Genomic DNA, 22,237 nt, shown 5'->3' with positions numbered 1-22,237 from the left:
CTCCTATCATCTATGTATATGTGGGACAAGTTCCCCAGAGAAATCGTACCAAAAATTTTAAAAATTAGCAATCACTCAAAATTTTCGACCAGCGATATAATCTGCTACTTTTAACAAACTATCTCTGGCATCCGTTTCTGGCAAAGACTCGGCAGCCAATTTAGCGCGCTTTAAATATTTATCAGATATCTTCGTCGCGTAATCAATCCCGCCTAACTCTTTAATATCTTTTAACAGTTCAGCTAGTTGAGCAGGCTCTTTTGTTTCATAATAAGCATCCAGCTTTTCTTTCATGTCTGGATACTGATAGATCGTGTACAGCACAGGCAATGTTAAGTTTCCTTGCTTCAGATCACTGCCCGCTGGTTTTCCGAGCTGCTTTTCAGAAGCGGTAAAGTCTAAAATATCATCCGTAATCTGAAAAGCCATGCCGACAGAGAAACCAAAATCATACAGCTTCTTTTGAAGAGAGACATCCGCTTTAGAAGTAATTGCTCCAAGCTGACAGCTCAGCGCAATTAGAAGTGCGGTTTTCCGTTTGATCCGTTTGAAGTACTTTCTAATGTTTTGATCCGTATCATACTGTTCATTAATCTGCTCGATCTCACCGAGACACATCTCTTTCATTCCTTGGGCCAAGATTTGATGCGCACGTGGTATTTCGATCTCAGTCATTAGTTTTAAGGCGGATGCGAAAATAAAATCGCCCGTATACATGGCAATCTTATTATCGTATTTTGCTTTTACTGTTTTTCTTCCACGTCTCATATCTGCATCATCCACTACATCATCATGTACGAGTGAAGCCATATGAATCAGTTCAAGAGCTGCAGCCGGCTTTTTCACTTGCTGAATGTTATACGTGCCGAACTGAGCGGAAAGCAGAACAAATACAGGGCGGATTCTCTTTCCCCCTGCTTTTAAAAGTTCAGCTCCTGCCGTATGAATCTGTGTCTGATCGGAACGAACGGATTCTACGAGCTGATCTTCAATCTGCTGCAAGTCTTTTTTTAGAAATGAGTATAAGTCCTTTAACTTCACTTTTGTTTCACCCTATCGCCCGTTACTTATACGAATATTTAATGATAGAGGGCATTGTTTTTAACAATCCGCACTCTACAGCTAGCTGAAAATAAAGGTTGAGTCCCTTTTCATGTTCGCCACTAAATTGATAATTTAATCCACTAAAATAAGAATTCCAGAACTGAAAAGTGCCTCCGTGTTCTGCTATCACTCGCTCGATGACAGGAACAAAATTTTCTTTCTGACATCTTTCTTTGCTCTCTATCATACTTCTTCCCACATACGACAATAGTGCACCTTGTTCGGTTTCCATTTCATTTCGATACGCCATCACAGCAAAGATCATAGGCAAACCTGTCTGCTGGTACCAGATCTCCCCAAGGTCGTATACATGATAAGATCCTCGCTTACGGTATGCGCTAATCGCATCGTCTCCAATCAAAAGACACGCATCATAAGCGTTCAGCATCTCTTCAAAATTCGGTGTTTCTATCTGGTATGTAACCTCAACACCATAAAAACGGTCTAAGATGATTTTTAATAGAGCGACCGATGTTTCTGAGCTAGAGGTTAAGGCGATCCTTTTACCGTTCAACTCTTCGATCTTATACTTTGAAAAAAGAAAGATAGAATTTACTTTTCCGAACGAAGAAACAGAAAGGTCTGGAACTAAGCTGTAATTCATAGCGTTCTTTCCGTATGAAAACGAAGAGATGCCTCCGATATCGACCAGCTGTTTCTCCATTAAAGCGTTTACTCTAGATGGAACTGCCTGCGTTATAGTCGCACCTTGATCCATCAGTCTTTCTCTATCTAAATAAAAATAAAGGGGTATGATGTTCGTGTAGCTGATTTCCCCGATGTTCATAATCTATCAGTCTCCCCAGCGTGTAAACAATTCGTGATGTACGCCTAAGTTATCTAGTACTTTACCTACCAAGAAGTTCACAAGGTCATCCATAGACTTCGGCAAGTGGTAAAAACCAGGCATCGCAGGAACAATCTTTCCTCCTGCTTCTGTTACTTTCAGCATGTTTTCAAGATGAATTTTATGAAGTGGTGTCTCTCTAGGCACTAATATCAGTTTTCTGCTCTCTTTTAGCATAACATCTGCCGTACGTTCTAATAGGTTTCCTGATGCACCATGAGCGATTCCTGAAAGAGTTCCCATCGAACATGGAATGATGACCATTCCGTCGTTCTGATACGAACCGCTTGCGATCGGCGCGTTAAAGTCGCGAAGGGTGTGATAATGAAAACGTTCTTTACCGTATGAAGCAAAGTTTTCTTCTATACAGCGTTCACGGTCCTCTGTATCCCATAATAACTCTTCTCTAAACACCTGCCAGCCTGCTTCAGTTACAACAAGATGTAGTTTGTGTCCGCTTTTTAATATCTCTTGAGCGAGTCTTACGCCGTAAACAGCTCCACTCGCTCCTGTAATTCCAATTGTAAAAGTTTTCATATCAACAAATCTCCTACTGAAAAGATAAACATGACCACACTCAATACACCGTTCATCGTAAAGAAAGCCACATCCAGTTTAGACAGATCATGAGGCTTAACGAGTGAGTGCTCATAGACCATGATCGCACCTGAGATGAACACACCTAAGTAGTAGATCCAGCCCATTCCTGATACAACGCCAAGTGAAACAAAAGCTATGAAACTAGCAACGTGCAGCCATCTAGCAGTCATCAGACCATTAGCGATACCAAACGCAGATGGAATGGAATACAGACCGTGTGACTTATCATATTCAGCATCTTGTGTGGCATAGATCACATCAAAACCTGCTGTCCAAAACAATACCCCTACAAATAGTAAAAAGGCTTCCGGACTAAGTGTTCCGGTTGCACCGACCCAACCTCCGAGTGGTGCGATCGCGATCGTAACCCCTAAGACGATATGACACAAATACGTAAAACGCTTTGTGTAGGAGTAGATAACAAGAAAAAAGACAGCAAGCGGCAAAAGCTTAACGGATAGCGCGTTTAATTGGTACGCACTAACGAACAACAAAGCTAGTGAGACGAGAATAAAAAGGTATACTTCGCCTCTTTTTAAAAGCTTTGCTGGTATCGCTCTTGTTTTCGTTCTAGGATTCGCTCCATCAATCTCTGAATCTATCGCACGGTTCAGTGCCATAGCAGAACTACGTGCACCAACCATAGCAAGAGTGATCCAAATCCATTCCATCAGTGACGGAACTGATCCCTCTTCAACGAGGTTTCCCATTATTGCTCCAAGAAATGCAAAGGGTAGAGCAAAGATGGTATGTTCAAATTTTATCATTTCTAATATAATTTTAATTTTATTCCACACACTGCAACGCTCTCTTCTATTGCTGTTTTTTCCCTGTATGCATGGCAGCAGCGCCTAAAGCATACGATTTGACCTCAACATTCGACAAACCCGCTTGTTTAAAAAGTTCTTTCAGTTCTTCTTTTGTTAAAAATGCTTCTGTAGATTCTTGAAGCCATGCGTATTCCTGATAGCTTTTAGCGAACAACTTGCCAAATACAGGCATGATATACGTAAAGTAAAACTTAAAAAGCTGTTTGAACACAGGAACCGTCGGATGCGAAGTCTCGAGACAGACTACTCTCCCGTCTGGTTTTACAACGCGTGCCATCTCTTTAAGCGTCTGAAGATAATCGGGAACGTTTCTTAGGCCAAACCCGATTGTAACAAAATCAAAGCTGTTATCTTCAAACGGAAGCTCCATCGCATTGCCATGGATGAAACTAACTCCAGGAGATCGGCGCTTCTTCAACTTTTCAATCCCGACATTAAGCATGTTCTGACTAAAATCTAGCCCCACTACTTTCCCCGTAGTCCCAACTTCTTCGGCAAGTGCGAATGTCCATTCACCTGTTCCGCAACAAACGTCTAAACAATGGTTTCCAGGCTGTACTTTCATTCTTTTCATCGTATCTTTACGCCATTTACTATGCTGTTTAAAAGAGATCAAATCGTTCATGTAATCATACTGATCAGAAATCTTTTCAAATACAGAGTGAACCCGTTCTTCTTTGCTCAACATCGGATTAACCCTCTCCTAACATTAAGTCATTTTTACTAGCATCTTCCATGCTGTAACCTTCTCTATGAAACAACAGAGGCATTTCAACTGCTTTATTCTTAATTTCCGTCTCGCATGTTTTAAGGAAGTTCAATTGTTCTTCACTTAGTCTTCTTCTCGTGTCCATATTCTGATAGCGTGACACCAGAAGGTATCTTTCAATAAAAGGTATATATTTATGAAGGCCGAACGATTCTGCTGCTTTTGTAAAAAGAAGACTGTCGATCTTTTGTACAGCTTTTAAATATTCCACACTCGTAATTGAAAACTTGTCCCTACTCTGAATATGCAGATCTGCCTTCTGTTCGTTAATTTCTTGAACAGCACTCGACAGTTTTTGAATCAGATCTAAATTTTCACAGTGAGATAAAAGCAAGTAATATAGACTGCTAAAATAGTCGCCAGATAAAACGACTAGCTGACGTTTCTTTTTATTCTCGGTGATGTTCTCTTCTAAAATGTCATCATGACGGTCCAAAGCAGCTTGCATGAGAGTAATCGAACTAAAATACTCTGCTTCTACAGCTTCATCCAATTCAAGTTCACGCAACAGACAGTACGTGATGAATACTTTGGATTCATTAAAGACTGGAGGTTGAAGAAATCTATCCACATAACCGTGCTGCATCAATAAAAGTGTATGCTGTTTTAAACGTTGAATTTGTTCCATGGTGTTCATCAAATCCCTCCAATGACACAGCAAAATTGTGCTTTCTTATTATAACATAGTCGCCAAAATTATTAGGATTCAACCTCTTTAAAAGACATAAAGAAAACTAGGCTTATCTCTAGCCCAGCTTTTTGGCACGTATACCGCCGAAAGTAATCCTTACGATTCTGTATCTACTTCTCCGTGTTTTGTGTAGATCACTGCTTTTCCTCTAACTTTCACAGCTGAAGTATGCTCGGTAAACTGAGCGATCATCACTTCACCTTTATCAAGCTTTTCAGAATGGTGAAATCTTGTTTCTGTACCACGAGTTAAGCCGATCACGTTTACGCCGTTCTCTTTCGCTTTGATCACGAAAAAATCAAATTCTGATTTCATGAAGTTACCTCCTTAGTTTCTGATTAAACTTAGTACTTCTGCACGAGCAGCAGGATCTTTTTCAAAAACACCGCGTACCGCTGAAGTAACCGTCATAGAGCCCGGTTTTTTAACACCACGCATCGTCATGCACATATGCTCTGCTTCAATAACAACGATCACACCATGAGGTTCTAAAGTCTCGAGCAAGCTGTTCGCAATCGTTGACGTAATTCTTTCTTGTAGTTGAGGTCGTTTTGTAACAGCTTCAACAGCTCTAGCCAGCTTGCTTAAGCCTGTTACTTTTCCTCCTTTAGGTATGTAACCGATATGCGCTTTCCCGAAGAAAGGAACAAGGTGATGCTCACACATGGAGTAGAAAGGAATGTCTTTTACAAGCACTAACTCTTCATGATCTTCGCCAAAAATAGTAGCAAAGTGCTCTTTTGGATCTTGATTTAATCCTTGGAATACTTCTTCATACATTTTCGCAACACGTTTTGGTGTATCTATTAAACCCTCTCTCTCAGGGTCTTCACCTATAGCTTCTAAAATCATTTTTACAGCTAACTCAATTTTTTCTTTTTGAACTTCTGCCACGCCGGTTGTCCTCCAATTCCATTAACACAATAGAAAAATTTTAGCATAACGAAGAAAGAATAGCAAAAGGAGAAAACCCTTACGCCATGTGAGGAGCGGATCTGATCGAATAGTAAGGTTTGAATTGGATGAAGGGTGATTCATTGAGTGAATTGCTGATAAAATTGGATTGTTGCCGATATATTCAAATTCTTGCCGATAAAAACAAAATCTTGCCGATATAATCTCATTCTTGCCGATATATCTTTCCCTTCTTACATTCCATATAAAAAAGACCGTGAAAGATTCACGGTCTTTTTAAGTTGCCCTATGTATCAATTATTTAACAGCGTCCTTAAGGGCTTTCCCTGGTTTGAAAGCAGGAACTTTGCTAGCAGAGATCTCGATCTCTTGACCAGTTTGTGGGTTGCGGCCTTTACGAGCTGCACGCTCACGAACTTCAAAGTTACCAAATCCGATAAGTTGAACCTTATCACCGCCTTGTAGAGTACCAGTGATTGCTTCGAAAACAGCGTCAACTGCTTTAGATGCATCTTTCTTAGAAAGCTCAGCTTGCTCAGATACTGCATTGATTAGATCAGTCTTGTTCATTCCATTCACCTCCTCTCAAGGATATATTCACCAACATTCAACTTTTAAATCATGATTCATTTATTTATGTAAAATACAAGATTTTACTAATTATATCTGTAACAAGCCTTATATTATACGATTACATACAGAAATTCAATCTTTTTTAGGCGTTTTTCGCTATTCAACCCTTAAAATTCCTTATTTTTTGACCTTTTTTTACAAAAAATCGGCACTACCAAGGTAATAAAGTCACTCCCTTAACACAGGTCATTTGTGCTAGTAACATAACAAAAAAAATACTCCGAGTTAGGCTTATCCATTTCAATACCCCCATATAGAGAAGCAGGAAAAAGTTATGATCACAAAAAAAAAGACTCCTGGTTATAGGAGTCCCTAAGTTATAAAATAATGGCAATCAAACCGCCTGAACCTTCATTTATAATACGTTCCAATGTCTCTTTTAATTTATATCTTGCATTCTCTGGCATGAGTGAGATCTTGCCTTGAATCCCTTCTCTTACGATAGAGTTTAGCGATCTTCCAAAGATATCAGAATTCCAGATTGATAGCGGATCTTCTTCAAAGTCTTGCATCAAGTATCTCAGCATCTCTTCACTTTGTTTTTCCGTACCAATAATCGGAGCGAACTCTGATTCTACATCTACTTTAATCATATGAATAGATGGTGCGATCGCTTTAAGTCTTACACCGAATCTAGATCCTTGACGGATGATCTCTGGCTCATCGAGGCTCATATCAGTAATTGCTGGCGCCGCTATTCCATACCCTGTTTGCTTAACCATTCGGAGAGCATCTGCCACTTGATCGTATTCCGTCTTAGCGTATGCAAATTCTTGCATCAGCTGAAGCAGGTGGTCTTTTCCTCGAATCTCGACTCCAACCACTTCTTTTAAGATCTGATCGTATAGGTAATCAGGTGCGAACAAGTCGATCTCAGCGATCCCTTGCCCCATTTCGATTCCCGCAAGTCTCGCGTCATCGATAAAATCATAATCCGCGAAGAACCCAACAACTTTATCTACATCACGCAGACGTTTGATGTCTTGAACTGTTTCTCTTACTGCTTCTTCATAGCTTTCACGTAGCCAATGGTTCTCACGTAGGACCATTACCCAGCTAGGAAGGTTAACATTGACCTCAAGCACCGGAAACTCGTATAACGCTTCTCTTAACACATTGTTAATATCATGCTCCGTCATCGCTTCAACACTCATCGCGAGTACAGGAATATCATATTTTTCACAAAGCTCGTTGCGAAGTCTTTGCGTATCTGGATGGTGTGGCTGTGTGGAGTTGATCAGCATGATAAACGGCTTTCCGACTTCTTTCAGCTCTTCAACCACTCGTTCTTCTGATTCCACATAATCATATCTTGGAATCTCACCGATCGTACCATCTGTCGTAACAACTACTCCGAGAGTGGAGTGCTCTTGAATGACTTTCCGAGTACCGATTTCTGCCGCTTCATGAAACGGAATCGGCTCATCGTACCAAGGCGTATGAATCATTCTTGGGCCGTTTTCATCTTCGTACCCTTTTGCACTTGGCACCGCATAACCTACTGAATCAACAAGACGTATGTTAACATCAAGCCCATCACCTACATTGATCTTCACCGCATTGTTTGGAACAAATTTGGGCTCAGTGGTCATAATGGTGCGTCCAGCTGCACTCTGCGGTAGTTCATCTTGAGCACGTTGGCGTTCTGCTTCATTATCAATGTTCGGCAGCACCACAAGCTCCATAAATTTCTTAATAAATGTGGACTTCCCTGTTCTTACTGCTCCTACTACACCCAAGTAGATATCTCCGCCTGTCCGTTCGGCGATATCTTTGAAAATATCGATTTTCTCCATTCGTTTCCCTCCCGATCCAAATAAAGTTCCGGATGCTAGTCTTGGACAATACATCGTATGATTTTGTCCTATTGATTATGACAAAGGAACGGAAATTTTTATTGGATCCTCGCTTTTCTCGGTTGTATAGTTCCATTAAAACGGGAGGGCGCACTTGAGTGCCTACCGATGAAACTATAAAGCTTGTTTCGTTAAAAGGATTTCCAAAAAAAATCTCTCCGCCTTTTCTATGAATGTATTAGAAAAAGGGAGAGTTCATGCCTATTTTATTAAAAAAATAGGTTTATTATTTTCAACTGTATAGGGAACGGAATAGACAGGCACAAAAAACGAATGAACCGCTAATAGATGGCGTATGTCTTCGTGTTTATCTAATTCGTTCTGGTAGCTTGATATCGCTGAATTCAAATCTTTTCTATAATCTATAAAAATCTTTGCATCACCATTGACCATCAATGGCAGTTTCTTGCCCGTAAAAGGACTCGTGACATACGGATCTTCTTTAAAACCTAACTTCTTATAATCAAGAGTATGCCTGCCTTGTGCTTCTATCTTTTTGAATGGCGGATAGTCATGTTCAGCCATATAGATATTTAAAGCGACTTGAATATCTTGAACCTTATCTGTTAAAACAAGGTCTGCAAGCTTGACCGTCGGCTTAGTCTCTACATCGATCAACACGTACTGAAAGGTTCCACCCTTTTCAAAAGCATTACCTGGAGGTTCTTGCATATATTTTGGAACTAGTTTATTAAAGTCGATCAAGTATTTTTGATAGATATCTGTATCTGCCTCTTTTGTCTTGATCGGCAGAACACCTGTATCTTTTTGAAAACTCTCAACAGCTTGCTGAACCGCTGTAATCTGATCTTGATAAGGTACTCGATTTTGTGTTTTTCTTTCTTCCGGATATAAGCATCCTGAAAGTGTAAATAACATTAAACATAAAGGAATCCACCATTTTTTAGACATCTAGACTTCCTCCTCTACCCTTGTACAGGTCCGCTGAACACAACGATGATGATTAGAATACCTGCAACGATCATGCAGATCCAAGCGAATAACGAAACGACCGTCTGAAATATCCCTTTTAATTTCGCTCGACTAAACATGATAGAGAAAACAGCTACAAACATTAAACCGATGGCTGATAGCGCCACCCACATTTTTAACAAACCTTCACTCATATGTATCCTCCTTGTCCACAGCGTACATTATAGCATAATTCTTGTTATTTCCTTTACTTTTTCGGAAGTTGGAATTTTGTAAGAGTCTAGACTCTGTTATTAACAATAGAAAACTTGATTCACAAGATTACGCCTGATTTAGATAGCTATCCTAGTAGTTGTCGTTAGTCTTGAAAGTAGTGGATATCTGACAAGTTGATGGGAGTGTGGCGTGCTGCCTCCTGCGGGACTGGTGGGTAGATGAGAAGCGAGCAACCTGGAATGGTGATCAACTACCTTCCTTACAACAAAACAAAATAATACAAAAAAACACCCGGGCATGACCGGGTGTTCGACTAAATACTTCCTGTACTGAAGGAACACTCCCATGATTTAGGTGCTTTATCCACTTTATACATTTTTTAAATTCGATCTACTTACCTTCAAACATTTTAGATAATGTTGCCAAGTCAAGAGGGATGTTATTGTTAAGAACAGCTTGAACGATCTGATCTTCTTTTTGTTTTGAGACTGCTACACCAGCCATAGAAGATACTTGGGAAATCAGCATACGAATCGTGCGCTCGTCACGAAGATTTGACCCGCTTACGGATTGAGCAAGTTTAAAAATATCATCCTTTTTCACACTTGTTTTCTTCTCGATCTTATCAAAAAAGTGTTGTTCACGTTCCACCTGAAGTCCTCCTCCCACTTCCTTTTCACCCTTATCGTATGCAAGGAGAAGGGAAGCGTGAAAGAAAAAAAGGCGATTGCCTAAATTTTTTTAGACAATCGCCTATTTGACGGAGTGTTTTTAGCTCTTTAAAGAAGATACATCTTCCACTTCATGTGTGCGAGAACGCTGCATCAGATCGTCAACAGCTTGCTTTGCACCCTTACCGTTAAACAATACATCGTACAGCACTTGTGTGATCGGCATCTCCACTTCTTCCCGCTTACTCAATTCGTATGCGGCTTGAGTGGTTCTAACGCCTTCAACGACCATGCCCATATTTTCAAGAACGTCTTCAAGCTTCATACCTTTTCCAAGCATGTTGCCAGCGCGCCAGTTACGGCTATGAACACTCGTACAAGTTACGATCAAATCTCCAATGCCAGTAAGACCAGAGAATGTAAGAGGATTTGCACCCATATGTGTACCCAGTCGAGCGATCTCAGCTAGACCCCTCGTGATTAAAGCCGCCTTCGCGTTATCTCCATAGCCTAATCCATCAGAAAGTCCAGCACCTAGAGCGATGATGTTCTTTAATGCACCACCAAGCTCAACACCGACCACATCAGGGTTTGTGTAGACACGGAAATTTTGATTAATGAACAGATCTTGTACTTTTTCAGCAGATTCCATGTTTACAGAAGATACCGTAACAGTCGTCGGCTGCCTTAAAGAAACCTCTTCGGCATGACTTGGACCTGAAAGTACGACTACAGAATCCAAAACAGTCTCAGGAAGCTCTTCTTCAATGATTTCAGAAATACGTTTATATGTACCAGGTTCGATGCCTTTAGAAGCATGAACGATTGTTACCGGTGAAATCAGTTCGTTCTTTAATTGACCGAGTACTTCTCTCATCGCTTTTGTTGGGGTGACGAGTACGATCGTATCTGCATCTTTCACACATTCGTTCAACTGAGTTGTTGCTTGTATGTTTTCAGGCAGTTCAACTCCAGGCAAATATTTTTCATTCTTATGTTTGTTGTTGATCTCACTGACTTGATCCTCTCTACGTCCCCAAAGAGAAACGTTATGTCCGTTGTCAGCCAAAACGATGGCTAGAGCAGTACCCCAGCTTCCAGCACCTAAAACAGCAACATTACCCATACATGTCACACTCCACTATTAAATTTTACTTTCATTCCCGCTCCAAATCCTTGCTATATTTCCACGATGCTTCCAGATTGAAACAATTGAAAGTACAAAGCTAGCCAATACTGCTTCAAGAGACAGATTAAATTGGTACAACATAAAGAAAGGAGTAAGAATTAAAAAAACAATAGAACCTAATGAAACAAATCTGGATATCCAAATGGTTATGATAGCGATAACACCAGCTATGAGGGAAGGCAAGAAAGCAATTGCAGCAAAAACACCGATCGCTGTAGCCACGCCTTTCCCGCCTTTAAATCCATAAAAGACGGGATAGTTGTGACCGATTACGGCTACTAATCCACATAAAACTGCGATCAAGGAAGAATTAGTAAACCACAAAGCAACTAATACAACCAAGATACCTTTTAGACAGTCTAAAAGCAGTACTGCAATCGCGGGTTTTTTGCCCAACACTCTTAACGTATTCGTAGCACCTGCGTTACCGCTACCATGATTTCTTATGTCTTCATTTCTCAATACTTTAGTCAGCAAATAACTGAAACTGATACTTCCGATCAAGTAAGAAACAACGAAGAGTACAAACGTCATCATGAAAAATTAATCGTTTTTCTTTCTAGCAAAGATTTTGATCGGCGTTCCAACAAAACCAAATGTTTCACGAATACGGTTCTCGAGAAAACGTTTATAGGAGAAGTGGAAAAGTTCTGGATCATTAACAAAGATAACAAACGTTGGTGGTTTTGACGCCACTTGTGTCGCATAGTTGATCTTCAGTCTTTTTCCGTTATCCATCGGTGCAGGGTTCATCGCAACAGCATCCATGATCACTTCATTTAAGATGTTCGTTTGGACGCGAAGCGCGTGATTCTCAGCCACCTGATTGATGACAGGATACAGCTGATGAAGACGCTGCTTCGTTAATGCAGATACGAAAACGATCGGTGCGTATGATAGATATAAGAAATGATCACGAATCTTCTGTTCGAACTTTTGCATCGTCTTATCATCTTTTTCAACAGCATCCCACTTGTTTACGACAATCACTACCGCTTTACCGGCTTCGTGTGCAAAACCAGCTACCTTTTTATCTTGTTCAATGATTCCTTCTTCAGCGTCGATGACCATAAGGACAACGTCGGAACGTTCGATCGCTTTCATCGCACGCATTACACTATATTTTTCAGTCGTCTCATATACTTTTCCGCGCTTTCTCATACCAGCCGTATCGATGATCACATACTTCTGATCTTCACGCTCAAAACTAGAATCGATCGCATCTCTTGTTGTTCCTGCAATGTTACTAACAATAACTCGTTCTTTACCTAAGATCGCATTCACAAGAGAAGATTTCCCTACGTTCGGTCGTCCGATTAAAGAGAAGTAAATCGTATCATCTTCTTTTTCCTCAGCTACTGTTTCAGGGAAATGGCTTACTACTTGATCTAAAAGATCGCCAAGACCGATACCATGTGTACCTGACACACCGATTGGTTCACCCATTCCTAAGCTATAGAACTCATACAACAATTCTTTACGTTCGGGGTTATCGATCTTATTCACACCTAATACGACAGGCTTTTTGGAACGAAACAGCATCTTAGCTACTTCTTCATCAGCAGCTGTAATTCCATTCATTCCATCTACGAGAAATAGAATAACATCCGCTTCTTCAATAGCGAGTTCTGCTTGCTCTTTCATCTGACTCATAAATGGTGCATCACTAATCTCAATACCGCCTGTGTCAATCAAGTTGAATTCTGTGTTCAACCACTCAGCAGAGCTATAAATACGGTCACGCGTTACACCTGGCATATCTTCTACGATCGAAATACGATCTCCGGCAATTCTGTTAAAAATAGTAGATTTCCCTACGTTCGGTCTTCCTACTATAGCTAAAACTGGTTTCGTCATCTAGACACTTCCCTTTTTTCCTGATCAAGTCAATCATCAAATTTTCTTTTTATATGCTCGTTCATTTTCTTGTAATTAGACAAGTCCACTTATTTTAGCAAATTACTTGTGGTTTAGACAACTGATTCTCTTCTAAATCTGCTTAGCTGAAGTAACCCTTTTAAAAGCTGTTCGTCTTATTTTTTTGAACATATCTACCAATACTACCATAAATAAGAGCATCATAGAAGTTGAGGCAAACAAATCCATCACATATAGAGATCCGATTTCAACTTTGCCAACGAGTCTAAGAATGATGAACTGATAAGCAGCATCACCAATAAAAAGACCGATGGCGATCAGACTGAAGTGATCTTTCTTCGATCTTGCTAACGTAATCACTAGAAGTGTCAGGAATATAAGAATCATTAATTCTTTGTTTACAAAGAGTTTAGCTGGATCGTATAAAGCAAAAAGTTCGATCGAAACAAAGGCTGTAGCCACTATAAAACTGCTAGTAACGAAAAAAAAGATCTGATGACTATTTTTGATCACATGAACAAATGCCATCAATAAGAAGAACACAAATGCAGCATTCATGCTTCCAATTGAAAGATGAATGTTGACACCAGACAAAATAATTCCTAACAACGTCATAAAAACACATTGATTCCTTAATTGTCCCTTCTTCATGAGAAAGGTTGAAACTATCCAGCCCATCCACATGAACCAATAAAAAAGTATGCCATCGTTCATCTCATTCACCTCGATAGCATTATTGCCAGAATATGTACCCTTCTAATCGCAAGAAAAAAAGCTCTCGATGAGAATCATCGAGAGCTGTAACTTCATTTGTCTTATTTGTAACCTTTTAGCTGATCACCGATCATATCCGCTAATGAAAAACCTTTTTCTTCTTTAGGAAGGTTTTCTTTCAGGTTCGCTTTTTCCTTTTCATCTTGAACAGCTTTCATGCTAAGGCTCATTCGCTTATCTTGACTGTTCACTTCAAGAACTTTTACAGAAACTTGCTGTCCTTCTTTAACAACCTCACTCGGATTTCCGATATGACGGTTCGCTAGTTCTGAAATGTGAACCAGCCCTTCAATGCCAGGTGCTACTTCTACAAACGCACCAAACGTAACGATGCGTTTTACAGTACCTTCAATAACACTTCCTGCTTGAATGGAAGAACTTGCTTCTTCCCACGGTCCAGGCTGAGTTTCTTTGATGGACAATGAAATTCTGTCATTATCACGATCAACAGATAGAACTTTTACTTTCACCGTCTCACCTTCGCTAAGAACTTCTGAAGGATTATCAACACGGCTGTGTGAAAGCTGTGAAACATGGACTAACCCATCAACACCACCGATATCTACGAATGCACCGAAGTCTGTTAAACGCTGCACTTTACCTTCAATGATTTCTCCAGGTGCTAAACGGTCTAAGATTTCTTGTTTCTTCGCTACCGCTGTTTCTTCCGTTACGGCACGGTGAGATAAGATAACTCGGCCTTTCTCAGCATCAAGTTCTACGATTTTCACAGAAAGCGATTTTCCTTTATAATCCGAAAAGTCCTCTACAAAGTGAGACTCGACCATAGAAGCTGGGATGAACGCTCGAACGCCAAGATCTACTACTAGTCCACCTTTTACTACATCATGAACGACGACTTCAAACGTTTCCTTAGAGTTAAACTTTTCTTCAAGTTCGCTCCAAGATTTCTCAGTGTCCACTGCTTTCTTTGACACAAGAAGTTTGTCTTCCGTGTGAGAAAGTACTTTGACAGTGATTCTATCTCCTTCATTCAACACGTCACTTACCTTTTCAATGAAAAGACTTGAAACTTCATTAATCGGTAAAAACGCGTCTTGCTTAGCGCTGATATCCACTAACGCGTGCTTGTCTTCCACTTTTAGTACAGTACCTTTAATGATTTCACCTTTTTCAGCCATGGTAGCATTTGTTAAACTTGTGCTCATTTCGTCTGTCATGTTCGTGCCCTCCTCAAAAATTAGAAAAGTAATTTATTGAACTTTCGGTATGAAAGAACATTAACATCGATCATGGAGTTGTTTTTGCAAAAGTAGCACTGTTGAAAGTATGATTTCCGTTTCAGGTCGCTCGCTTTCCTGGGGGTGTGCGGTGAGCCTCCTAGCGCTATGCGCTTTTAGGAGTCTCACCTGCCCCACTGATCCCCTAGGAGTCTCGCACCTTACACTTCAATCAATATTCAAAGAAGTTTACAAAACAACTCAAAGTTCATCTTTAAAGATAAGTAAGTAATTTATTTATTCATGCTCTTTTTTTAACTGAGCTATATTTTTCATTATAAGCTCTGTAGCTTCTTTTGCGGAAGCTTTTTGCTCCCGAAAATGTGTAAAGTCGATCGGTTTGCCGAATACGACTTTTAGTTTTTTGCCTTTTTGATATTCTCCAACGATTGCACAAGGAACGATGTGTGCCTGTGATTTAAGAGCAAAGAAACCTGCCCCTGCAAGACCTTCTCCGATTTCTCCCGTCTTTGAGCGGGTTCCTTCTGGAAACAACCCTACCACTTTTCCTTCTTTTAAAAGATTCATTCCTGTTTTTAATGCCGTTTTGTCACTCATCCCGCGTTTTACAGGAAAAGCGTTGATTTTTGGAAGGATATGTTTTAAAACCGGTACAGAAAAGAGCTCTGCTTTAGCCATAAAATGCACGTCTCGTGGCGAAGCTACCCCTACAAGCGGCGGATCGTAGTTGTGGATATGGTTGGTACATAAAAGCACGCCACCTGTTTTCGGCATGTTTTCTGCTCCAACGATCTCTGGCTTATATGTTCCTTTGAAATATGTCCCACATAGCCATTTTCCGAAAGAATAAAGCATCATTTTACAAAGCCCTTTCTTTTGCATAATGAAGAATGCTTGAAACTACCTCTTCGATCGTCATACTTGTTGTGTCCAGTTCGATAGCATCTTCTGCTTTTCTTAATGGAGCAACTTCTCTCTCGCTGTCACGTTTATCTCTTAGTGCAATTTCACTTTTTAAGAGTTCAAAATCAGCTTCAAACCCTTTTGACATATTTTCTTCATAACGTCTCTTAGCTCTTTCTTCTACAGAAGCGATCAAGAAGATCTTCAGCTCAGCATTCGGCATAACGTGAGTGCCAATATCACGGCCATCCATGACAACTCCGCCAGATTCAGCTAAGAGCTGTTGTCTTTTTACCATTTCAGTACGCACTTCTTGCTGTCTAGCAACAAACGATACATTATTGGTCACTTCACTTGTTCTGATCTCTTCAGAAACATCTTTTCCATCAAGAAGAACCGCTTGTCCTTGCTCTGTGATCACTAATTTAATATCTGTATCGTTCAATACGATTTCTAGTTCTCGTCCATCATTAAGGTCTGCTCCTTTTAAAAGAGCTTTATACGTTAATGCCCTATACATGGCACCCGTGTCAATGTAAATGAAAGAAAGACGTTCAGCTACTTGCTTGGCTACCGTACTTTTTCCTGCTCCAGCCGGTCCATCAATGGCGATCGATAATAATTTTTTCATGTTTCCTCCTACCCCATACCTATGACAATGCATACATAGCAATAAAAAGCAGGTGAGTTTCCCCTGCTTTTTTCTGTGTATAAATCTGAATACATCAGACTTAATCTATATGTATATTACCATACTTGGTGTTTAACGGTCTATGGTTTCCAAAGTCGGTTGTTGGTCGTTCTTGATGACTCCTTCGTAATAGATACTCTTGTTTGTATACAACTTAAAGGATGGGATCTCAAGTAAAAACTGCGCGGCCACCAGTAAAATAAAATGAACAACGGCAAGTTGGATCAATATCCGTTCAAATCGTTTCATGAATTCGCCACCTTCTTTTCGGGAGTATTTTTCCCCAAAAGAAAAGATCTATGCACTTCTATAGACTAACGCTCTCTTTTTTCTTCATAAGAAGCTGCTGTTCAAAACAGAATCGAATAATATGCTGTCGGTCTCTTTGCGTAATTTCCCCGAATTGAAGGGAAGCTTTCTGTCGTCCGCCCGCTCCATCAAATACTCTTAAAACTGTGCAGTCTAGATCTAGATACAGTTTTTCTCCAGATTGCATAGGAAAAACCACAAGACAGTTCAACTGGTCTTCACTCTTAACCGAATGAACAACCGGAAGAGAAAGAAGCATCCCTCCTGCACTCAGATCGAGAATCACAGAGTTAAAAGGTGGATAAGCATCATTTTGGTTGACAACCGACGTGTCTATCATCGTTTCTACCCTTACAAATTCTCTTCGTTGAATCTTATGTATCTCTTCTTCTTTCGGAGAAGTGATCATCAATACTGGAATATTTTCGATCTTTCTACCTAATAGCTCTGTTCGAAACGTATAGACGTTCCTCTCTTTATCCACAAAAGATGCTTTAAACTGTGTTCCATCAAAGAAATATTCGGTACGGTTTGTTTTTTCGTTACTCGGATAATCAATATATAGATGATCCTCTTTGACATCGAACACTTTGCAGCGATATTTATCTTTTTTGTCGGAAAACAACGGCTCTAAATATAACGGTTCACCCACTGTAATCATCAAACTTCCCCCATACATTGCTTTCTAATCTTTCTACCTTATTATGACAGTTTCAAAATAAAAGAAAAAGCAAAATTTCAAGTTGCGAAATTTTGCTTTTTAAACATTCGATCAATCTGTAATAGTTGTAAGTAGTTGATTTCCACTCCAGGCTGCTCGCTTTCCGGGGGGGGGGGGGCGTGCGGTGAGCCTCCTCGGCGCTCCGCACCCTTAGGAGTCTCACCTGTCCCGCTGATCCCCCAGGAGTCTCGCACCTTCCGTTCCAATCAACTTGTCAACGAAGCAATTAACACAAACCTTTGTTCACGATACCCATAATTCTCTTTTAGATATCGTTGTAAGATGGCTCTGCTTCTTTAAGCTTTCTTACTTCTTCTTCGTTTCCGTTCTCTGCGTTAATGAAGACGCGGAATGTATCATCGCCTAGAATTCCTAGGAATTCGTAGCAATACACTTCTTCGTTAATATCGTTTCGAATCAATGCTTTGCTTGTTTCTTTAACTTGGAACTTAGGGTTAAGATTTGTTCTTGCTTCTTGTTCTGAAATCTTAAACGTCGGGGTTCTCTTGTCAACGTGTGCAAGAAGGAAGTCTGTGCCTTCGTACCCCATGATGTCTCCATTATCTAACGCTACCTTTACAGATACTGTTTCAGGATAGATCCTTACTCCGTTATCGAGTCGAGCATATGTGAACACTCCGATGTTATCGTATTGATCACTCGTTACCATCTCCATCTGACTCTCCATATGTTTTTTCAGGAAGTCTTCTGCTTGAAGCATCGCTTCATTCAGTGAGATTTTTGGTTTCCCTACATTACGGTCGTAAAGTACATACAGTGGATAACCACCCTTTTTCGTAAGATCCATGTATGTTGTACCTTTTGTATCTGGGTTGTATAGCGTTAACGAGTAAGCATCATACTTTGCATCTTTTCCAGTGCTTTCGATAGTAATCTTCACGTTTTTCTTCAATTGGAAAAAGTCGACTGCAATCTTTTTAGCTTCTTCTTTTGTAATCTTTTTACCTTTTAACTGACTAAGGTCGCGATCTTTCATTTTCTCCATGTTTGAAACTTCAGTTCCAAAGTCTACATCTGAATAACCTTCGACCGATTTGTCAACCGTCTTAAATCCGTCAATAATCGTGTTATCCTCTGGCTGTTTGTTTGTAGCGAGAGCCATCTCTACATCCATCCAACGCAAGTTGTTCTTTTGAGCTAACGATTCTGTTTTTCTTAACTCGTTTTGTATTTCGGTTGAATTTGCGTACAACTCTTTTAGCGTATTATATTCTTTATCACTTAGCGGATTCTTATCTAGATCACGAACTGCTGCTCGATAACTGAACTCGCCCATCTTTGTTAAAAACTCTTCCGTCTTGTTAAATGGTAGTAGAGTTAACGGTAGTTGACCTACATCATTATGAGCTTCTGATGTTAACCTCCACACTTGTGCTAAAGCTGGAGATAGCTGATTTCGTGTATTCATCGCGATTGTTTCGCCAATCTTGTCATGAAGTGAATCCATATGGAAGTTCAGATCATGAAAAGCACGTTGATAATTGTTCTCGGCTTGCAAAAGTACAGCATTTTTTTCTTGATGTTCACTGTAGCCCCAATAGCCTGTTCCTGCTACAGCAACGAACAACAGTACAATTAGGATTGTGCGTATCATATCAGTTCACCCCTTTATTAGTTACAGAAAATGTGCTTTCCGATTTTTTTGATTTGAGGACGAGTCCATATCCAGCCTGATGTAGCTGTATCAGGGTTAAAATAATATTCCGCTTCACCTGTTGGGTCCCAACCGTTCAAAGCGTCCATTACTGCTTTTTTTGCTTGTTTATTTGGCGTAAGATAAATTTGACCATCCGCTACAGCTGTGAATGCGCCCGGTTCGAATATCACACCAGATACTGTGTTAGGAAATGAAGCACTGTTCACTCGATTGATAATAACCGCTGCTACTGCGACTTGACCGATGTATGGCTCACCACGAGATTCTCCATAAACAGCATTCGCCATTAAGTTCACATCGTTCTGTGAATAACCATCTGGTGTATTCTTTGCCGGTTTAACTTGAGCAGGCTTAGCTTTAGCTTGACCCGTTCCTTTTGTGCCTTTAGCAGTTCCAGCTTTTGGCGTCCCGCTTTTTGCAGAAGTACCGCCTTTTGCTTCTCCACTCTTCGCACTTTTCTTCTCACCACCGTAATATGAGAACTTCTTACCTTTATCAATCTGCTTATTTACCCAAGCTTTATCGTATTTAGAAGCTTTAGCTAACTTGTTCTTTGTCGTACCACCTGCTAAGCCATCAATCGGCAGGCCGAACTCATATTGGAAGTTTCGTAATGCCCAATACGTTCTCCATCCAAATACTCCATCGATGTTCCCCGTATAAAAACCTAAATATTGAAGCCGTGACTGAAGTTCTACTACATCTTCACCCGTTGCCCCTACTTGTACGACTTGGTTTGAAAATGCGTGTGCATTGTTCTGACCAAATCCAGCTAATAGGCCAAAACAAAGGGCAATCGCAATAAATGCTCCCTTTATGTAAGCTGAATTTCTTTTCATGAGAAAGTAAGCCTCCTGTGATTTAATCTCCAATTTTCGTGTTATAGAGATATCATTTGTAATCTGTTATTTTTTATTCAGCTTTTCAAAGACTCATGGTTCACAATAAAGAAAACTTGGCTGTCGCCAAGCTCTTCAGGTCTACCATAGTTGCACTTATACTATCTACCTTAACTTGTTGCCACGTCGAATGACATCGTGCTAACAAGTTATACTTTCTGATAGTGAAATAAAAGAAGACCGATTATACACCGGTCTTCGCATCTGGATTTCTATATGGAGTTAAAGCAGTATTAGCGATTCTTACTTTACGAAGAGCGAACCACCATAGGAAGATCATAAATGGAAACATATAAAAGAAAATATATTTTGTGCTGGATAATAAAAGGAAGTTGAACGTACCGTGCAACACAATGGGCAACAGAAGTGAAAGAGTGAGATAGATCTTCTTCTTTCTTCCTGACGAGAATTTCCCTTTTCCTAAATAAAAGCCCATGATCACTCCGAATAAGGCATGACCACTTACAGGCAGAAGCGCTCGGACTAATGCTTCTTCGATTCCGAACGTATATAGGTAAAAGATGTTTTCTAATGAAGCGAACCCTAATGATAATGCTGTAGCGTATACGATTCCATCATATGGTTCGTTGAACTCTTCATGCAGATATGCGCCATAGAACACTAAGAACCATTTGAAGAATTCTTCTAGTGTACCACTAACAAAAAATGCTTCAACAAAGGAAGGAACGTTCATCTCTTCCGTAATTCCAAACTGAATAACCATGATCGGAAAGACGAGAAGAACGCCAAATATATATACTTTGACGACCAATGATAACGGTTCGGTCTCATATTTATCTTTTAGATAAAAAAAGGATAATAGAGCAATAGCCGGAGCCACCGCTGCAGAAATTACAGCTAGCATGTCCTGCCTCTTTTCTACTGTTTTTTTATATCGTAACATGATATTTTAAGAAGTGGAATAGCGAACACGAAGAATAAGGAGGGCGGTAATCTTGAAAAAGATTTTATTAATTCATACTGGCGGCACCATCGCTATGGAAGAAAACAAATCCACAGGCGGTGTTAATACGAAAGAAACACACCCATTAGAGGCGACTCTCAGAGAACTGTCTGACTTAGCAGAAATTACGGTCAAAGATTATGTGAACTTGCCATCTCCTCATATCACTCCTACACATATGCTGGAGTTAGCGCAATTTATTACCACACACACGAATTCTGATCAGTTTGATGGAATCGTCATCACTCACGGTACAGATACGCTCGAAGAAACAGCTTATGTATTAGATCTTGTACTGCAAACTACACTCCCAGTGATCGTTACGGGTGCTATGCGTTCAAGTAACGAACACGGTTCAGATGGTCCATACAATCTGATCTCATCTGTACGAGTTGCCTGTGAAGATCAATCATTAGGCAAAGGAACACTTGTTGTGTTTAACGACGAGATACACGCTGCAAAAAATGTTACAAAGACGCACACTAGCAACATCGCCACATTTCAAAGTCCTCAATATGGACCGATCGGTATCGTAACAAAACGAGGTGTTCTTTTCCATCACACACCGATTCGTTCAGACTTCTTTCATGTGAAGAATTTTTCAAAGAACGTCGTCTTACTTAAAGCATATGCAGGTATGGACGGCAATTTGATCAAAGCTGCAACAAACTCAGCAGATGGCGTTGTAATCGAAGCATTAGGTCAAGGCAACTTACCTCCAGCAACAGTTCCTGCAATAAAAGAACTTATATCTAATGGAATACCTGTCGTACTTGTATCAAGATGTTTCAATGGAATAGCACAAGACATTTATTCTTATGAGGGTGGAGGAAAACACTTAAAAGAAATTGGTGCGATCTTCTCAAACGGTTTAAACGGACAAAAAGCAAGATTAAAACTAATGATTGCCCTTGAAAACACGAGTGAGCAAGATCAGTTGCAAAGACTATTTCTGCAATAACTT

26 protein-coding genes are annotated in these 22,237 nt (G+C 40.1%); 1 reads left to right on the top strand and 25 read right to left on the bottom strand.

Annotation, left to right across the window (positions count from 1 at the left end; translation table 11 throughout):
• Positions 1-75: 75 nt before the first annotated feature.
• The 25 genes from IHV12_RS16895 to prsW all read right to left on the bottom strand — a co-directional run bounded on the left by IHV12_RS16895 (position 76) and on the right by prsW (position 21,174).
• A complete protein-coding gene (locus IHV12_RS16895; protein WP_197130661.1) occupies positions 76-1,041 on the bottom strand; it encodes a polyprenyl synthetase family protein in 966 nt (321 codons plus the stop codon).
• Positions 1,042-1,063: 22 nt separating this feature from the next.
• Positions 1,064-1,891, bottom strand: coding sequence for a menaquinone biosynthetic enzyme MqnA/MqnD family protein (locus tag IHV12_RS16890; protein WP_197191552.1), 828 nt, complete (start codon positions 1,889-1,891; stop codon positions 1,064-1,066).
• Between the two features lie 6 nt (positions 1,892-1,897).
• Complete coding sequence (locus tag IHV12_RS16885) at positions 1,898-2,488, bottom strand: UbiX family flavin prenyltransferase (protein ID WP_197130668.1); 591 nt, start codon at positions 2,486-2,488, stop codon at positions 1,898-1,900.
• Entirely contained in the window at positions 2,485-3,318 is an 834-nt protein-coding gene (locus IHV12_RS16880) for a UbiA-like polyprenyltransferase (protein ID WP_231618319.1), read from the bottom strand. The genes IHV12_RS16885 and IHV12_RS16880 overlap by 4 nt, the downstream gene beginning before the upstream one ends.
• 46 nt (positions 3,319-3,364) lie before the next feature.
• Positions 3,365-4,069 (bottom strand): demethylmenaquinone methyltransferase, encoded by a 705-nt coding sequence (locus IHV12_RS16875; RefSeq protein ID WP_197130674.1) that lies wholly within the window; start codon positions 4,067-4,069, stop codon positions 3,365-3,367.
• Positions 4,070-4,073: 4 nt separating this feature from the next.
• Positions 4,074-4,787, bottom strand: coding sequence for a heptaprenyl diphosphate synthase component 1 (locus IHV12_RS16870; protein WP_197191551.1), 714 nt, complete (start codon positions 4,785-4,787; stop codon positions 4,074-4,076).
• A gap of 150 nt (positions 4,788-4,937) precedes the next feature.
• Positions 4,938-5,156, bottom strand: a complete 219-nt coding sequence (mtrB, locus tag IHV12_RS16865) for a trp RNA-binding attenuation protein MtrB (protein ID WP_066241872.1) — start codon at positions 5,154-5,156, stop codon at positions 4,938-4,940.
• Positions 5,157-5,168: 12 nt separating this feature from the next.
• Positions 5,169-5,735 (bottom strand): GTP cyclohydrolase I FolE, encoded by a 567-nt coding sequence (gene folE, locus IHV12_RS16860; protein WP_197130680.1) that lies wholly within the window; start codon positions 5,733-5,735, stop codon positions 5,169-5,171.
• A gap of 318 nt (positions 5,736-6,053) precedes the next feature.
• Positions 6,054-6,326, bottom strand: coding sequence for an HU family DNA-binding protein (locus IHV12_RS16855; protein WP_197130683.1), 273 nt, complete (start codon positions 6,324-6,326; stop codon positions 6,054-6,056).
• Between the two features lie 380 nt (positions 6,327-6,706).
• Positions 6,707-8,185, bottom strand: coding sequence for a stage IV sporulation protein A (gene spoIVA, locus IHV12_RS16850; protein WP_137789039.1), 1,479 nt, complete (start codon positions 8,183-8,185; stop codon positions 6,707-6,709).
• A 261-nt stretch (positions 8,186-8,446) separates the two neighbouring features.
• Positions 8,447-9,157, bottom strand: coding sequence for a hypothetical protein (locus IHV12_RS16845; protein ID WP_197130686.1), 711 nt, complete (start codon positions 9,155-9,157; stop codon positions 8,447-8,449).
• A 14-nt stretch (positions 9,158-9,171) separates the two neighbouring features.
• Positions 9,172-9,372, bottom strand: a complete 201-nt coding sequence (locus IHV12_RS16840; RefSeq protein WP_197130689.1) for a DUF2768 domain-containing protein — start codon at positions 9,370-9,372, stop codon at positions 9,172-9,174.
• A gap of 412 nt (positions 9,373-9,784) precedes the next feature.
• Positions 9,785-10,045 carry a stage VI sporulation protein F gene (locus IHV12_RS16835; protein ID WP_066395705.1) on the bottom strand — a complete coding sequence of 87 codons (261 nt, stop codon included), beginning with the start codon at positions 10,043-10,045 and terminating at the stop codon, positions 9,785-9,787.
• Positions 10,046-10,165: 120 nt separating this feature from the next.
• The gene (locus tag IHV12_RS16830) at positions 10,166-11,191 is read right to left on the bottom strand and encodes an NAD(P)H-dependent glycerol-3-phosphate dehydrogenase (protein ID WP_197191550.1); all 1,026 of its coding nucleotides are present in this window, start codon (positions 11,189-11,191) and stop codon (positions 10,166-10,168) included.
• A gap of 18 nt (positions 11,192-11,209) precedes the next feature.
• A complete protein-coding gene (gene plsY, locus IHV12_RS16825; protein WP_370568825.1) occupies positions 11,210-11,791 on the bottom strand; it encodes a glycerol-3-phosphate 1-O-acyltransferase PlsY in 582 nt (193 codons plus the stop codon).
• 6 nt (positions 11,792-11,797) lie between these two features.
• Positions 11,798-13,111, bottom strand: a complete 1,314-nt coding sequence (gene der, locus IHV12_RS16820) for a ribosome biogenesis GTPase Der (RefSeq protein WP_197191549.1) — start codon at positions 13,109-13,111, stop codon at positions 11,798-11,800.
• A gap of 132 nt (positions 13,112-13,243) precedes the next feature.
• A complete protein-coding gene (locus IHV12_RS16815; RefSeq protein WP_197191548.1) occupies positions 13,244-13,846 on the bottom strand; it encodes a YphA family membrane protein in 603 nt (200 codons plus the stop codon).
• A gap of 101 nt (positions 13,847-13,947) precedes the next feature.
• Entirely contained in the window at positions 13,948-15,087 is a 1,140-nt protein-coding gene (gene rpsA, locus IHV12_RS16810; protein WP_197130697.1) for a 30S ribosomal protein S1, read from the bottom strand.
• A 297-nt stretch (positions 15,088-15,384) separates the two neighbouring features.
• The gene (locus tag IHV12_RS16805; RefSeq protein ID WP_197130700.1) at positions 15,385-15,966 is read right to left on the bottom strand and encodes a lysophospholipid acyltransferase family protein; all 582 of its coding nucleotides are present in this window, start codon (positions 15,964-15,966) and stop codon (positions 15,385-15,387) included.
• Position 15,967: 1 nt separating this feature from the next.
• Positions 15,968-16,642 carry a (d)CMP kinase gene (gene cmk / locus IHV12_RS16800; RefSeq protein WP_197130703.1) on the bottom strand — a complete coding sequence of 225 codons (675 nt, stop codon included), beginning with the start codon at positions 16,640-16,642 and terminating at the stop codon, positions 15,968-15,970.
• Between the two features lie 132 nt (positions 16,643-16,774).
• Positions 16,775-16,951, bottom strand: a complete 177-nt coding sequence (locus IHV12_RS16795) for a DUF5359 family protein (protein WP_171005421.1) — start codon at positions 16,949-16,951, stop codon at positions 16,775-16,777.
• Between the two features lie 58 nt (positions 16,952-17,009).
• Positions 17,010-17,672, bottom strand: coding sequence for a flagellar brake protein (locus IHV12_RS16790; protein WP_197191547.1), 663 nt, complete (start codon positions 17,670-17,672; stop codon positions 17,010-17,012).
• Positions 17,673-17,997: 325 nt separating this feature from the next.
• The gene (ypeB, locus tag IHV12_RS16785; protein WP_197130709.1) at positions 17,998-19,347 is read right to left on the bottom strand and encodes a germination protein YpeB; all 1,350 of its coding nucleotides are present in this window, start codon (positions 19,345-19,347) and stop codon (positions 17,998-18,000) included.
• 17 nt (positions 19,348-19,364) lie between these two features.
• Positions 19,365-20,249: a spore cortex-lytic enzyme gene (gene sleB / locus IHV12_RS16780; protein ID WP_197191546.1), complete on the bottom strand. Its 885-nt coding sequence runs from the start codon at positions 20,247-20,249 to the stop codon at positions 19,365-19,367.
• A gap of 244 nt (positions 20,250-20,493) precedes the next feature.
• Complete coding sequence (gene prsW, locus IHV12_RS16775; protein WP_197130715.1) at positions 20,494-21,174, bottom strand: glutamic-type intramembrane protease PrsW; 681 nt, start codon at positions 21,172-21,174, stop codon at positions 20,494-20,496.
• Positions 21,175-21,265: 91 nt separating this feature from the next.
• Here prsW and IHV12_RS16770 point away from each other — a divergent pair, with 91 nt between their 5' ends.
• Positions 21,266-22,234 carry an asparaginase gene (locus IHV12_RS16770; RefSeq protein WP_197130718.1) on the top strand — a complete coding sequence of 323 codons (969 nt, stop codon included), beginning with the start codon at positions 21,266-21,268 and terminating at the stop codon, positions 22,232-22,234.
• Positions 22,235-22,237: the final 3 nt, after the last annotated feature.

The organism is Fictibacillus sp. 7GRE50 (assembly GCF_015903875.1).
In the GTDB taxonomy this organism is placed as follows: Bacteria; Bacillota; Bacilli; order Bacillales; family Fictibacillaceae; genus Fictibacillus; species Fictibacillus phosphorivorans.
The sequence above is the reverse complement of the archived record's forward strand: the minus strand, read 5'-3'. Positions and strand labels throughout refer to the sequence as shown.

What these genes read in the sequence shown, in the direction of transcription:
- spoIVA (WP_137789039.1), bottom strand. Translation starts at nt 8,185, where the DNA reads ATGGAGAAAATCGATATTTTCAAAGATATCGCCGAACGGACAGGCGGA.
- rpsA (WP_197130697.1), bottom strand. Translation starts at nt 15,087, where the DNA reads ATGACAGACGAAATGAGCACAAGTTTAACAAATGCTACCATGGCTGAA.
- IHV12_RS16870 (WP_197191551.1), bottom strand. Translation starts at nt 4,787, where the DNA reads ATGAACACCATGGAACAAATTCAACGTTTAAAACAGCATACACTTTTA.
- sleB (WP_197191546.1), bottom strand. Translation starts at nt 20,249, where the DNA reads ATGAAAAGAAATTCAGCTTACATAAAGGGAGCATTTATTGCGATTGCC.
- IHV12_RS16875 (WP_197130674.1), bottom strand. Translation starts at nt 4,069, where the DNA reads ATGTTGAGCAAAGAAGAACGGGTTCACTCTGTATTTGAAAAGATTTCT.
- ypeB (WP_197130709.1), bottom strand. Translation starts at nt 19,347, where the DNA reads ATGATACGCACAATCCTAATTGTACTGTTGTTCGTTGCTGTAGCAGGA.
- mtrB (WP_066241872.1), bottom strand. Translation starts at nt 5,156, where the DNA reads ATGAAATCAGAATTTGATTTTTTCGTGATCAAAGCGAAAGAGAACGGC.
- IHV12_RS16855 (WP_197130683.1), bottom strand. Translation starts at nt 6,326, where the DNA reads ATGAACAAGACTGATCTAATCAATGCAGTATCTGAGCAAGCTGAGCTT.
- der (WP_197191549.1), bottom strand. Translation starts at nt 13,111, where the DNA reads ATGACGAAACCAGTTTTAGCTATAGTAGGAAGACCGAACGTAGGGAAA.
- IHV12_RS16830 (WP_197191550.1), bottom strand. Translation starts at nt 11,191, where the DNA reads ATGGGTAATGTTGCTGTTTTAGGTGCTGGAAGCTGGGGTACTGCTCTA.
- plsY (WP_370568825.1), bottom strand. Translation starts at nt 11,791, where the DNA reads ATGATGACGTTTGTACTCTTCGTTGTTTCTTACTTGATCGGAAGTATC.
- IHV12_RS16885 (WP_197130668.1), bottom strand. Translation starts at nt 2,488, where the DNA reads ATGAAAACTTTTACAATTGGAATTACAGGAGCGAGTGGAGCTGTTTAC.
- IHV12_RS16880 (WP_231618319.1), bottom strand. Translation starts at nt 3,318, where the DNA reads ATGATAAAATTTGAACATACCATCTTTGCTCTACCCTTTGCATTTCTT.
- IHV12_RS16840 (WP_197130689.1), bottom strand. Translation starts at nt 9,372, where the DNA reads ATGAGTGAAGGTTTGTTAAAAATGTGGGTGGCGCTATCAGCCATCGGT.
- IHV12_RS16845 (WP_197130686.1), bottom strand. Translation starts at nt 9,157, where the DNA reads ATGTCTAAAAAATGGTGGATTCCTTTATGTTTAATGTTATTTACACTT.
- prsW (WP_197130715.1), bottom strand. Translation starts at nt 21,174, where the DNA reads ATGCTAGCTGTAATTTCTGCAGCGGTGGCTCCGGCTATTGCTCTATTA.
- IHV12_RS16790 (WP_197191547.1), bottom strand. Translation starts at nt 17,672, where the DNA reads ATGATTACAGTGGGTGAACCGTTATATTTAGAGCCGTTGTTTTCCGAC.
- cmk (WP_197130703.1), bottom strand. Translation starts at nt 16,642, where the DNA reads ATGAAAAAATTATTATCGATCGCCATTGATGGACCGGCTGGAGCAGGA.
- IHV12_RS16815 (WP_197191548.1), bottom strand. Translation starts at nt 13,846, where the DNA reads ATGAACGATGGCATACTTTTTTATTGGTTCATGTGGATGGGCTGGATA.
- IHV12_RS16795 (WP_171005421.1), bottom strand. Translation starts at nt 16,951, where the DNA reads ATGAAACGATTTGAACGGATATTGATCCAACTTGCCGTTGTTCATTTT.
- IHV12_RS16805 (WP_197130700.1), bottom strand. Translation starts at nt 15,966, where the DNA reads ATGATGCTTTATTCTTTCGGAAAATGGCTATGTGGGACATATTTCAAA.
- IHV12_RS16890 (WP_197191552.1), bottom strand. Translation starts at nt 1,891, where the DNA reads ATGAACATCGGGGAAATCAGCTACACGAACATCATACCCCTTTATTTT.